At 43.4% G+C, this 13,225-nt stretch carries 7 protein-coding genes; 1 reads left to right on the top strand and 6 read right to left on the bottom strand.

Features of this window, described 5'->3' with window-relative positions:
• The first annotated feature begins 205 nt into the window (after nucleotides 1-205).
• Entirely contained in the window at nucleotides 206-1,186 is a 981-nt protein-coding gene (locus L4C35_RS14295) for a DUF932 domain-containing protein (protein WP_428463511.1), read from the top strand.
• A 56-nt stretch (nucleotides 1,187-1,242) separates the two neighbouring features.
• Here the strand turns inward: L4C35_RS14295 and L4C35_RS14290 are convergent, their stop codons facing one another.
• The 6 genes from L4C35_RS14290 to L4C35_RS14265 form a co-directional block, all read right to left on the bottom strand.
• On the bottom strand, nucleotides 1,243-2,562 hold the full coding sequence (locus L4C35_RS14290) for an McrC family protein (protein WP_428463510.1): 1,320 nt from the start codon (nucleotides 2,560-2,562) through the stop codon (nucleotides 1,243-1,245).
• On the bottom strand, nucleotides 2,562-5,201 hold the full coding sequence (locus tag L4C35_RS14285) for an AAA family ATPase (RefSeq protein WP_428463509.1): 2,640 nt from the start codon (nucleotides 5,199-5,201) through the stop codon (nucleotides 2,562-2,564). The genes L4C35_RS14290 and L4C35_RS14285 overlap by 1 nt, the downstream gene beginning before the upstream one ends.
• Before the next feature lie 50 nt (nucleotides 5,202-5,251).
• Nucleotides 5,252-6,730, bottom strand: a complete 1,479-nt coding sequence (locus L4C35_RS14280; protein ID WP_428463690.1) for a restriction endonuclease subunit S — start codon at nucleotides 6,728-6,730, stop codon at nucleotides 5,252-5,254.
• The gene (locus tag L4C35_RS14275) at nucleotides 6,730-8,331 is read right to left on the bottom strand and encodes an N-6 DNA methylase (protein WP_428463508.1); all 1,602 of its coding nucleotides are present in this window, start codon (nucleotides 8,329-8,331) and stop codon (nucleotides 6,730-6,732) included. The genes L4C35_RS14280 and L4C35_RS14275 overlap by 1 nt, the downstream gene beginning before the upstream one ends.
• Nucleotides 8,332-8,441: 110 nt before the next feature.
• On the bottom strand, nucleotides 8,442-11,963 hold the full coding sequence (hsdR, locus tag L4C35_RS14270; RefSeq protein WP_428463507.1) for a type I restriction-modification system endonuclease: 3,522 nt from the start codon (nucleotides 11,961-11,963) through the stop codon (nucleotides 8,442-8,444).
• A 346-nt stretch (nucleotides 11,964-12,309) separates the two neighbouring features.
• Nucleotides 12,310-13,101, bottom strand: a complete 792-nt coding sequence (locus L4C35_RS14265) for an HNH endonuclease (protein WP_428463506.1) — start codon at nucleotides 13,099-13,101, stop codon at nucleotides 12,310-12,312.
• Nucleotides 13,102-13,225: the final 124 nt, after the last annotated feature.

Here is a 13,225-nt window from a genome sequence, read left to right as displayed (position 1 = left end):
TCAGTAGATATCAGAATGCTCGTAGCCCTATCAAAACCAGCTGACACAGTGATAATCCTCCCCTCCTAAGAAAAACTAATTAAGTAACAGGGATGGACCAATTGTGTCTATTGTTGATTTTCAGGCTAACAAAATAATTGATTCGACATAATACCACATACGGATATACTAGTAACTCATTCACCAAAGAAATTGCTTTTCGTCAATGACCAAAAAACTGAAAACCGTCGATATACGGCCGGCTTACTTCCCTGTGGAATTTAGAGGAATCGGACTAAAAATTGAGAGTGAGAAAAACAAATATCAACAAATCAACGATTTTAAAGCTGTGATCGATACTGAAAGCGGCAAAATTTTTACCATAGTTACGAATGGTTATAATCTGATCACCAACAAAGAAGCCGTTGATCAAGCAAAGCCTATTTTTGAGCGGGTGTTTTCAGGTATTCAATTCAGCGATATGAAAGTGTTTAACATTGTAATGCCTAAAACACGTTCATATTGCCACATCGATCTTGTCCATGACTCTTCTAACTTTGAGTGTTTTAACCAAGATAGTTGGACACCATTTTTACGCGTAACCAATAGCTATAACAAAACAAAAAAGCTCAGCTACGAAATTGGTTTTTGCCGCCACATCTGTATGAATGGCGTTATTTTTGGTTCCAAAAGTGTTGAGATCAGCTTTACACATAATCACGGCGCTACAGAGATACGATCTAAATTTATCGAGAATTTTGACGATATAGCCAAGCTACAAACGCAGTTCATCGGCCAGCTGAAGCAAATCAAAAAATATTATGTCCCCAAAGACAAAATGCTGGCTCTCACTTGCAAAGTATTTAAGCAAAAGAAACCAATGGCTGATGATACAGGCAAAATGAAAGTATGGCAGGCCTTTCAAAAAGAAACGCAGCGTTTAACAGAGTGCTATTTTGATGAGCTAGGACAGAATGGTTATGCTGCGTTAAATGTATTAACTGATCTCGCTAGCAGTCCAAAAGGAATGTTACGAGAAAATCATACTCACTCGTATCAAACCACCTGCGGTAATTGGATAAGTGACTTCACGGCTGCTATCAAAGAAGATGACTTCGAGTTTGATGAGTATTTAGAAGAGTTCAATCGCTACCAATTTACAGATACTCATAGCCAAACTAGCAAAGGGCAACAGCGCCTATTTTAGCGGACCCAGCCCACCAATCGAGTGGGCTGTTCATTATAAGGGCTATTGCATATAGTCTATTCATGCAGCCAAGGCTTGCACTCATCAGGAAGCAACAGGCGACTGTCATTGTTTGAAGCAATAACAAAGGGGACAACCCACAAACGATGGCCGTCATCTAAATCAAAACAAGATTCTAATGGTGTCATGAAATTCGCTTGTTGTGGATATATCAAAATCACGTCTTTACCGACACCACTGTTTAGATACTTTTTGGCATAAGCGAACATCTGATACACGTCGCCTTGAGCGATGTTTTGATTATACACCTCGCTATCCAGCATCTTCCATTTGGTATCTAGCACGCAGAGGTTCTGCTCACCGTGTTTGATCAGCAAATCTGGACGAAGCGCAAAATGCCCCTTCCCTTGGTAGACCGCTAAATGCTTGCCCTTCGCCTGAGCCGTGACCTGCAAATGCCGATGTGTTTGGGCTAACTGTTTGGTTAGGACATGGGCCACGTAATCTTCAAATAGCCGTTCCATCGGGAATAACAGCGAAACCGCACTGTGTTTACCAGACATCGACTGTGGTGATAAGCCAGATAAAATCAGTTCACACCATTTCAAAGGCGTTTTGTAGTGCTCCATCCCTCTATCAAGCTTGAGCTTATTGAAATCCCGTTTTGAGTCTCGGCTTTTGGGAATATCTGCAAATACAAATTCCAGTTCAGCTAATAACTTCTGATTAGCCGCACTTCGGGTGTATTTACTCACCTTGGCAAGCGCTGCATGTACTAAACGGTTGGCGGGCCTATCTTTTACAAATTCATCGTATTCACAAAAGAACTTGTGTTTGTTGACCAAATTATGCCTAATCTGCTTTGCCACCAGCAGCTTGCCTTTCGCATAAGTCAGATTATCTTGCCGGGAAAAATAGTCACTGCGCAGGCCTCGCTTAACCAGCGTGTTTACCGAGCCCAGAAACTGGCTGATAAACACCTCTAACAATGGCATTTTCTCGCTTTTAATAGACGCGGTACTCGTTTGAATATGCTGATAACCACGCAAAGCTCTGAGCATTGTCAGTAACGAGTTCCTTGCGCACACAATACCTTGATCTCTATCATCCGCTGCCCTACCGACTTTGGGCAAAACTTCAATTTGAGTACCGTCAGGCGTCACAATGACGCCTGCGTAATTTTGTACCTGCAGTACTTCCATTCCATCACAGCGGCGCAGGGAAAGCAGCAAGCGCTCTTCCCCTTCCCCTAAACACAGGCGTTTAAGATACTCAAAGCAAGCCTTGGGAATATGAACCACCCACGCGTGAGTTTTTGCCGCCTCATCACAGCTTATGCAGTCGTATTCGAACAGGTTAATGGTGGAGTTACGCATTACTGTTCCGCGTCTATCTGTGCTGATGTTTGACTTAGCTTACCCGCGGGACTGTAAATAGTGCTATAAGCTTCAGGCTTATCCCAAACCGTGTCACTCCCCTCAAAACTGGCCAGTGAGAACTGCGCTACGCTGTCTTCATAGATATCTAGGCCATGATTTCCGCCAAACAGAGCTGAATAGTTCTGCTGAGTCTCTTCCACAAAACACAGTGACTCATCTTTTTGATTATCACCAAGAACCAAACGGATCTTGTTCCAGTCTTCAAAGAAGTATTCCTGAAGCAGTGGAATGATCTTATTCTTAAATGCTGATTGCAGCTCTTCAAACGCTTTCTTCTGATCGCCCGCTTTTGCCGCATTGTAAGCAGGAAAGAAGAACGCATGGCCGAGAGTATGCTCACGGTCCAGAAGAACGGTGATACGTTGGTTCATTGTCTCAAGCAGCTCGCTCAGATTAATGCCACAAACATCCTTCCCTCTCAAAAGCTCAGGGATTGGCATCATCTCTGTAAAATCAAAGCGACGGCGCAGTGCGGTATCCATCATTGTCAGCGAACGGTCTGCGGTGTTCATGGTGCCAATGATGTGCAGGTTATTTGGAACAGAAAAGGGCTTGCCAGAAAACGGAAGGGATACCTCCAATGCCTCTTGCGCTCCTTTCCGCTTTGATGGCTCGATCAATGTGATCAGCTCACCAAAAATTTTTGAGATATTACCACGATTAATCTCATCAATTACCAACACACAGTTTTCATTTTCTTGTTCATCACCGTCTAATCTAATACCGCTCTCATCCAAGAAAATCAATAGTTCAGCCAGTGTAAATCTGGTTAACTCGCTACAAGTTTTAATTGGCAGACGTGTATTGCAGTTTAGATCATAGACGTTCAGCGCCAGCCCTTTCGCTAACCACTTTATTGGACGAGTATGCTTATAGTCAGTTCGGTACATTACTCCTTGTGACTGATACTTATAATCTCCAGTAACCACACCAATTGCTTCTATTGTCCATTGCCCGCTGACACAAAATACGATATCTCCTATAGACATGTGATTGCAAAACGACCGAATTGTAGATTGATTCGGATTGCTTTCAGCTGCAAGGGCTTCATCATCCTCCAACGTGCGTTGCGATGAGGTCATATCACCAACATGCCCCCAACCAATTGCCGCAAAATCAGAGGTTAAACAGTGCTCTTTGACCTCACTAAAACCACTACTTTCTATAGATAGCTGCCAAATGCGGGCGTCATTTTTTATCAGCTTATTTTTAGAAACTTGTTTAGCTGATGCAGCATCACTGATGGACTTAAAGACACCATCCTTAACTACATAACTAATGTTCCCTTCGCCATCGCTTTCAGCGGTAAGCCCTTCAACAAACGCTTCATAACCATAGCTTTGATGGAAAGTAACAAAGCGGATGCGTTTATCCGCAACCAGTCGTTCATACTCGGCTTTTAGCTCGCTGCGCTCAGTCCAACGAAACTCAGGTGAAGCCGCACTTACCGCAGCTTCCATTGTGCGGTAAGTTTTACCCGTTCCCGGTGGGCCATATAAAATCTGATTGAGTGGTGCACGCGGTTGGTCTTGCGAAGTGTTATTTGTATATGACACAAGAGGATCCTCAGCAATAGTTTCATCGTCTGCTAGGTTGGAATAAGCATTCGGCCAATACGGTTTACGTGTGATTGGATATTTACTTGAGAAATCGCTCATTTCTTTTGACTCAACAATCCCTCGGACTAAAGAAATATCTAGCTCACCGCAAAAATAATTTTCCATATGCAGGTAGCGCTGCTCAAATTTGATCTTTATGTTAGTCGGTTCGAAAGTAGCAAATACAGAGGTTGCCTTTTGGCCATTATTTTCTTTACGGCCGATTCGAATCATACCTCCACTGCTCATATTAGTGATGAACACATCAAGCTTTTGTTTATTTGCCTCAGTCATCAAGTTACAAAATGCATCCACGATTTCTTCAGACCACGACTCAAGCCCAGCAGAAAATGCCTGGATATGTAGAAACTTATCCAAGATCTGTTGGTTTTCTTTCTGCTTCATTTTCGCTTCTGCTTTCGTCCAGCACTGCTTACCATATTCTAATAGCTCTATTTCACCCTTTTGCTCAATCAGCTGGCGATACATAGTTGAGTAAGATGCTTGAGCATTATCTCCCGTCAACACCTTGAGCATTTTTTCCGAAAAGGTATTGATAAGAGAAGGTGATTGGCTATTTTGATATAGAAAAGCAATTTTCCATTTGACCAGTGAAGAGAAATCTAACTTTTCTATAGACTCTAAATCACCAATATGAGCGGCATTAGCGATAGCAATAATGGTTTGCTTAACATAATTAAAAACGCTTTGCTCATCAGCACCATAACGAGTACGAAAGGAATACACCTCATTGTGCTGTATACCACTTTGCTCTTTGGCTTCGCTACCACGTTTATATATTCCAAACTTAGCGGACGTATTACCACGGATAGACCCCAAAGAGCTTGTTCTTGTCTCAAGCCAGTAGGTAAACGTATCGTTATCGTTGGTTGATACATATTGCTCTAGTGTCAGCTCTACTAACTTGTCTCTCGGCCAACGTGCTATGAAGTCGTCCCAAACCTGTTGTTCTGTCATCTTTTTCCCACAAAAAAGCACGCTTTGTCGCGTGCTTTCATTTTTATAAATTAAGAGTTTACAGCTATTTTAGCCGCCCTTTTATTAGCGGCTTCGGCTTTCTTCACCGCTTTGGCTAACACTTCTGCCTCTTCACGCGCTTTGGCGATACGCGCTAGTAGTTTATCGGCTGGCTCATCGTTTGGATCTTGAGGAACAAGCTCACCGCGGAAGGCTTTAGCCAAGATACTTTGGGTTAGGTTATCTACCCTCGCCTGCGCTTTTTTCACTTGCGCTTCAATGGTGTCAGCGAATGTAAAGTATTGGTCGACTAGACGGACGATTTCTTTTTGCTCCTCTTTGGATGGTAGAATTGTCGGTTCTAGAATAAATTCGTTTCGGTTAAGTGTAGGAACTGCCGTACTTGAAGCGAAACGACCTAAATCACTTGACTTTAGCCACAAGTAAATATACCTAGGAACACTGAAGCCAATATCTTTTGCATACAAAGCAGTATTCAGAGGCCATGCATCATCCTCTGTCATAAAAACTTGCCCTACTGAGCCAGAGCGTCCAACCGTTATCACAGGACCTTCAACCTTAAACTCATTATGGAAGCCTATCAGTCCACCTGCAGAAAGAATTGGATGGTCACCTTCGATACGCTTGGCCGTTGGTAGGTCAAAACCACGGTTTAGCAAACAAGCTTCAAAAAATGGCACTACCACCCAACCTTTAGGTGGTTCTATTCCATCAAGAGTATGACCTAAACCCACGCGCAGTTTAGCTTTCTCTTTATAGATCTTGGTAAGTTCACTCTTTTCTTTTCGCTCTAGATACAACTTTTCACGTTGATATTGATGTTCCAAATCAGTAAGTGCATCTGTTATGTTTTTGGAACGCCACTCTTCCGTTAACTTCCCCGACACCGCAGAAGTGAGAACCGATTGGCGGAAGCGTTTTAGGATCGCGGGAATACCATCCAGGCGGGCTTTGATGGTATCCACCTGCCCCAGTACTTCGTCGAGTTTTTCTACGATGCGGGTTTGTTCGGCTAGTGGAGGAATACCTACTGGATATAGTTCTAAGTGCTTTTTATTTACTCCAGACTGCCCCGCGGTTCTATCTGATGCGGACTCCACATAATGATATAAGTTCTGATTTGACAAGTACCAGTAGAGATATTCGTTTAAAAAAACGCCACCTTTTGGTTTCGCTTTCATTAAGGCAACATTATACGCCCCCTCTAGCCCTCGTAAAATCTGAAAGATTGGGGGACCATATCGACCAATCATTACTTCATCTTTGGTAACAAAGCGCTTGGCTTTTTCTTTCGGGATATAAACGATATTCTTATCAGATTTATAGTCTCTAATCTGTATAAGGCGAACACTATCTTCTGCTGGCTCTGACAAAAATTCGCTTTTAGGTGGCTGACTACCTCCTACTATTTCAATAACTTTTTTTAGCTCGGCGAATTCCCAACTATGTGGAATAGATAAGTCATGTTTGTATGACCCCTCTACAGTTCTCGTTTTCCTTTTACACATCACTCTGCCTCCGGCTTTTCTTCTAAACCAAACGCTTGTTCAAGTAACTGCTTCTGCGCCTCAGCTTCATCATTGGCACCCAGTGCCTGCATCAGTTGGTAGATTTCGGACATGGCTTCGGTCAGCTCTGCCATGGCTTCTCCGGCCAGCACTTCCGGCTCTGGCAGATTTTCTGCACTGGTGGCTTCGAGATCTTTGAGCCAAGAGATATCTAGGCTATCGCCTTTTTGGTTGCGAATGTATTCACGGTTGAACTTACGCCAACGCGCATTGTCAGTGGTGTTTTCTAACTCGTGCTCAACTTCACCCAGTTGCTGCCATACGCCTTCGCTGCGTGCTGATTGGCCGTTGGCATCATCGCCATATGCGGTTACAAAGTTGTCGAAGTGTTTTTCGGTGAGAGGCGTGCGCTTACCAAAGGTTTTCATATTGGTACGCATATCGTACACCCATGTTTCCTTGGTGCAGCCAATGTCTTGGGTTGGGTTATCTGGTGTGCCTTTTTGGAAGAACAGCACGTTGGTTTTTACGCCCTGCGCGTAGAAGATGCCTGTTGGTAAACGTAAGATGGTGTGTAGGTTACATTTGTCCATTAGGTCACGGCGGATGTCTGTGCCTCGGCCGCCTTCAAACAAAACGTTATCTGGGATCACCACCGCCGCGCGGCCGCCCGGCTCTAGCGCATCGTAGATATGCTGCATGAAACAAAGCTGTTTGTTACCCGTTGGGTGAACGAACGTTCGAGTAATGTTGCTGCTCGATGCACTACCAAACGGAGGGTTAGTTAAAATCACATTGGCTTTCGGCAAGTTTTCGCCTGCGCTTCCCAAAGTGTTGCCTAAACGGATCGCACCTTCGTTTTCATCACCTTCAATGTCGTGTAGTAGGCAGTTCATCAAAGCCAAACGGCGTGTTTCTGGAACCAGTTCTAGGCCAACAAAAGCTTTTTGCATTTGAAAATCTTGGTCGTCTTCATCCATACGGACTTTTTCGCCGTCTACGATTTTCCACTCTAAATCACTTGTTTGGGCTTTGATATACTTATCCGCTTCAATTAAGAAACCTGCAGTACCTGCAGCCGGATCTTGAATGATCTCACGAGGCTGTGGCTGCATCAGCTTAACGATGGTGCTTATAAGTGAACGTGGCGTAAAATACTGACCCGCGCCAGACTTGGTCTCGTTGGCGTTCTTTTGTAACAAGCCTTCGTACATGTCGCCAAAATCGTCACGGCTTTTACCCGTTTCGCCGTCAAACCACTCTAGCTTATCCATGTTGTCTACAAGGTCGGTAAGCTGAGCTGGCTGAGTAATAGTGGTGTTTACATTCTGGAATATCGCACGCACAATCGCATGCTCATCTACACCCAGTTGTACTAGCATGTTGCGGTAGAACTGGTGCTGATCTTGACCGACTTTAGATTTTAGATCCGCCCAACGAAAGCCTTCTGGCAATAACTCTTCTTCTTGTTCTGTTTCTTCACACATTTTAAGGAAAAGTAGTGACGCCAACTCATTCACGTAGTTTTGGTACGACACACCGCCATCGCGCAAGTTGTCACAAAGTTTCCACAGTTTGCCGACTAAGTCGTTATTATTCATGCTTATTCTCTTTCGTTTGGGTCGTTCCTTAAAGTAAGGAACTTGAGCGTGATCGCCCCAAGCCCCCAAAAAGGGCAGGCCTATAATTGATTGTGGGGCATTGTACGTAGTTACGCAGATTCATCCCACATAAATTGATTGAATTGAGTCAGTATGCCGTCTAATTCATCATTAAAGACTTTCATAAGCTTGCGTTTGCCACCTCGGCGTTTGTAGTTGCCGGTTTTAAAAGTGTCGTCATCTAGCACTACCTTATCCTTAATGGATGAGGCAATCCTATCTAGCCAATTTTGCTGCTCTTCACTCCAGTCGTTACTGGCTTTGATTTTATCTAATGCTAGCTCTACACGCTGTTCAAAGGGCATTAAAGCATCACCCATTGAAGCACGGCGGATATGGCCTATTAAGCGAGCGGCTATGTCTTGGTTTTTGGTGGCTTTCCATGCACTACGTAGCGAGGCATCGTTGTAGTTTTGCGTATCAAACCATTCTTGCAGTTCAATAAGCCCTTTACGCGTTAAGTCTCTTGGGCGATTAACTACGATGCTAAGAGCATCTTGCTGGTTCGATGCGCTTTGCACTAACCTATCGAAGGCGTCTAAGAAGTCTTCTGGGTTGTCGTGCTCGCCATACACTTTGCTTACTTCAACGACTTCATCGTGAATATCGGTGAATATGGGCATATCTCGCAGGTTGTTTACTTCGGTTTTTAACTGCTCTAGGCGGCCAACTAGGTTAGGCAGTGTATTGAAGATCTCAGCCGACCATTTTGGCCCTTTTTCTTTGAGCTTTTTGGCAAGCGTTGCAAAATTACAGCCTGCGTTTTGATCGCACAGCTCGTCTAAACGTTTGATCTGGCTGTCGATATCTTGGGACTTATCACGGCTAAAGTGGGAAAAGCTCGCAATTTTTTGCATTTTCGCCACCAGCTGCTCATGGCTGTGTTCGGCAAAACTGCGCCCATCTGCTTCTTTGATTTTATAGGTTTCTGAGTCTGTAATTTCGTTGACTAAGGTTTGCAACTCGACTTTTGGCCTAACCACGACAGGGCGCATGGTATCGACCGCTTCCAATGTAGAATAGAGGTCAACAGCATCGAAAATACGAAATGAGCCTTTCCCCACTTCGGGACATAAACGGGTAGCGCGGCCTTTCATTTGTTCATAAAGAATACGGCTACGCACTTTTCGCATAAATACGAGGTTACAAATACTCGGGATGTCGATACCCGTAGTAAGCAGATCGACCGTTACTACTATGTTGGGTAAACGTTCTTTATCAAAACGGGTGATCAACGACTGCACTTTCTTCGAGTCTTTATCTGAATCGCCAGTGATTTTAATGATGGCATCGTGTTCCAGTTGTGGGTACTTAACCTTAAACGCTTCGCGCAACTCTTCAACTACAGTATCAGCATGGCTATTGTTAACACAAAAGACCAAGGTTTTTTGTGGGCCTGTTGGGTCTAGGTGCTTTACCAACTCCTCACTAACAACCTTGTTAAAGTTTGTAGCGATCAAAGCGCGGTTAAAGTCGGCCACTTCAAAGCCTTGCTCATCTTCAAGGGTATCGTTGATGAGTTCACCTTGGTTGCTCATGCGCATCACTTCTGCGCCTTGAGACAAGTAAACGCCCTCTTGGCTGAGCTTGGTAACAATTTTTGTTGGCGGCTCTTGGTCATTCAAGTAACCGTCTATTACCGCTTTTCGGTAACTATAGCGATAAACTGGTGAGCCAAAAATCTCGTGAGTATGTTTAGCAGGTGTGGCGGTTAGTGCTACTTTTACTGCATCGAAGTGATCAATAATACGACGATAAGAAGAGACAAAATCTTGCAAGTTGCGGAATTTCTCTTCGCCTTCGGTTTGTTCTTTATCCAGAATATAGCCGCGGTGCGCTTCATCAATAATGATGCAGTCGTAACGCCCTACTGGCATCACCTCATCGTTAAACAAGGTCCTTTTAACCAGCGATTGAACCGTGGCAACGTGGATCTTGGTGCTGTCTTCTGGGAAGCGATCGGTTAGCCCTTTCACATTAAAGATTGAGTTAAAGCTGTCCCCTTTGATCACTGTGTCTTCAAACGCGTCGAGAGCTTGTTTACCTAATGAGGTTCGGTCGACTAAGAACAGTACACGCTCAAAGCGTTTTGACTGAATAAGACGGAACATTAGCGCAATCGCGGTACGGGTTTTACCTGTTCCAGTTGCCATGGCCAATAGAATATCTTGCTGGCCGTTAACAATGGCTTTTTCTGTCGCTTGGACAGCTTCTTCTTGGTAGTAACGCAAGCCTAAGTCGCTCATGTCTGAGTTATCTTCAAACCAGGTATTTTGCTTTTGTTGGTTTTGTTCAAACTTTGCTTGTAGCTCTTCTGGGCGGTGCCATTCAGGCAAGGCTTTAGCCATGTTAGTTGGGTGGCGAACATCACGATACCAGATGCCACTTTTGGTTTTGGCAGATGCACGGTACTCACGGCCATTGGCAGAAAAGCAGAATGGGACTTTGTATTTTTCTACGCCATTGGAATCAAACCAACTAACGGAATAGGTGCCAAACTCTTCAGCTACCAACGCTTGCTCGTCTTCACCATTTGCTGCTTGCTGTAACTCACGTTGTAAGAAGCTAACGTCAAAATACTTGCTGTAACGATAAGCTTCGGTCAGTTTACCGCACACATCTTTATTGGCTTTTTTGGCTTCGATAACGCCCATTGGCTTTAAACCAACAAACAGCACGTAGTCAGCATAACCTGCTTTTCCTGTTTCATCTTTTCCCGTTGGCCATTCAGCAATCGCAATGTTCTTACCCGCTTGTGGGCGTGTGCCATTAGCAAAGGTAAGGTTCTTACTGTCGGCATCCCAACCGGCTTTGCGCAGTTGGCAGTCGATAAGATAGCGGCTCTCTTCTTCACTGAGATCCAGCGAGCGAGATGCAGCTTCTTTGGTCACCTGCTTTTTGTACGCCTTACGTTCAAACTCGGTTTTCTTAGCCAGTTCAGCATCTTTTTCGGCCAGTTTAGCTTCTAGTGCCGCAATTCGCGCCTGAGATTGCTGTTCGGTTTCGGTTTGCTGGCTTTGTAGCACAGAAATGTAACCACTCAGCTCAATAATTTTCGCTTGTTGTGTTTCCATCTCTTCTTGCGTGGTAGAACTGCCAGCACGTACTGCGATGAGCTCTTGTTGCAGATCGAGTAATTCTTGCTCAAAAATGCTATCTTGAGAGGTTGGCAAAACAAACTTAGGTACCGCAAAGTCATAATCTTTCGTGACAAAGCGGTAATACCAAATAGATAACTGAAAAGCCAAACGTAAACACATTTCAGCATCATCGAAGTCATTGTGGTATTCATGCGCCGCTTTGTTACCGATTTTGCGTAGCCGGTTAAACACGCGCATGATGTTATCGTCTACAAACGAGACTTTCGCCAGTTCTCTAAGTAGCTCTACCTGCCCGCCGCTGTATTGAATATCTAATATTTTAACAAGATGCTTTGAGGTCGCCTCGGCATACTGACGAAGCTTAAGCATGGTGGTGTTAGGCTCGTCGGGAAAATTCTTTTCTGCTGAACGCGCCATCGCGTAGAGAAAATCATTGGTTCCTTTCAAAAATTCGAAGTTGGACTTTTGCATAATTACCTTATCAATTGAAACGAATGACTGAGCTGACGCGAGAATTTAAATTCATGACCTAAATCTAACTTATCAGTAGCTTGTGACGACTTTTTGAGCTTATAGATAGTTACTTTTCTTATATCAGCTATTAGGAGTAAACTCGACAACATGATACAGAATCAGTAAAAGATGCAATCTTGCACCAATATTATATTGTAGATATGTAATTACTGTCCAGATGCTGATAAATAGCGTTCTATTAAGGCATATCTTAACCAACTACAGTCGGCGAGTAGTTTATGCCGATTTCTCTGTATTAGAGTAAAAATCGCCTTCTGAGTATGTCATTAACCGACCAGCTAATTTATTCAAATTGAGGATGCAATTTAGCGTCTTGTGGAAGACGAATTTTACGCCCATGATGAGCAACCGTGGCAGATTTATCAGACTTAGAATAAAAATCTAGAACCTCCAATTCACCAGCGTAATGAATTTGATATTCATCATCGATCGTTAGCCAACCAGCATCAAATAATTTATGGTGATTGGAACAAAGTAATACGCCATTAGTTGGCGCTATTTTTTCCGCTGGTAAAGCTCGCGACCAAGGAATAATATGAGCGGCTTCCAATGCTTCTTCATACCCAAGATCGCAAATAGCGCACTTACATTCGTATGCTTCAAGTAAAGCTTTACGGAAAATGATCTGAGCCATTCCTCGTGATTTAACTTGCTGGTATATCTGTTCTGCTTTATCTGGTTGTTCGAGCAATTTGATCGCTAAATCATCTGTCGTTAACTCTTCACCTAACTCAGAAAACGGATTTCCATGCCCTTTCCAATCGAACTTTACAATCTGACGATATGCCTCATCAAGTTGCTCGATGTCCCAAACTAAAAATCCACTACCAGGCACTTTTGTCCCTTGACTCACCACCAGGGCAGTTAATGGTGGCAATTGGTTATTTTTACAATAATGAAGGATATGATCTAGACAATAACGTACAGATAACGGATTCGTTTTGATGATTTTTGCCGCCTCTCCGTAAGTCATTTTCTTACTTTCTTTAGCATTTTTAATCAAATATTCCCATAAAATGCCAGCACGATGTTCCCAGTTAATACTCACTACACTACCCTTTTTATTAAGCATCATTTCATTGTTATTTCTTATATATCCCAAATAAGCATCTTACTAGCTTTAGATATACTTTCCCTTTAACCAATAAAGTATTATCTCAGATAATTAACTATTCATAAATTGCCATTTAAACTAAATT

It is taken from the genome of Photobacterium kagoshimensis (assembly GCF_050337045.1).
Taxonomy (GTDB): Bacteria; Pseudomonadota; Gammaproteobacteria; order Enterobacterales; family Vibrionaceae; genus Photobacterium; species Photobacterium kagoshimensis.
Note: the sequence above shows the minus strand (reverse complement) of the source record. Positions and strands in the feature narration are given on the sequence as shown.

What these genes read in the sequence shown, in the direction of transcription:
- L4C35_RS14295 (WP_428463511.1), top strand. Translation starts at nt 206, where the DNA reads ATGACCAAAAAACTGAAAACCGTCGATATACGGCCGGCTTACTTCCCT.
- L4C35_RS14290 (WP_428463510.1), bottom strand. Translation starts at nt 2,562, where the DNA reads ATGCGTAACTCCACCATTAACCTGTTCGAATACGACTGCATAAGCTGT.
- L4C35_RS14285 (WP_428463509.1), bottom strand. Translation starts at nt 5,201, where the DNA reads ATGACAGAACAACAGGTTTGGGACGACTTCATAGCACGTTGGCCGAGA.
- L4C35_RS14280 (WP_428463690.1), bottom strand. Translation starts at nt 6,730, where the DNA reads ATGTGTAAAAGGAAAACGAGAACTGTAGAGGGGTCATACAAACATGAC.
- L4C35_RS14275 (WP_428463508.1), bottom strand. Translation starts at nt 8,331, where the DNA reads ATGAATAATAACGACTTAGTCGGCAAACTGTGGAAACTTTGTGACAAC.
- hsdR (WP_428463507.1), bottom strand. Translation starts at nt 11,963, where the DNA reads ATGCAAAAGTCCAACTTCGAATTTTTGAAAGGAACCAATGATTTTCTC.
- L4C35_RS14265 (WP_428463506.1), bottom strand. Translation starts at nt 13,101, where the DNA reads ATGATGCTTAATAAAAAGGGTAGTGTAGTGAGTATTAACTGGGAACAT.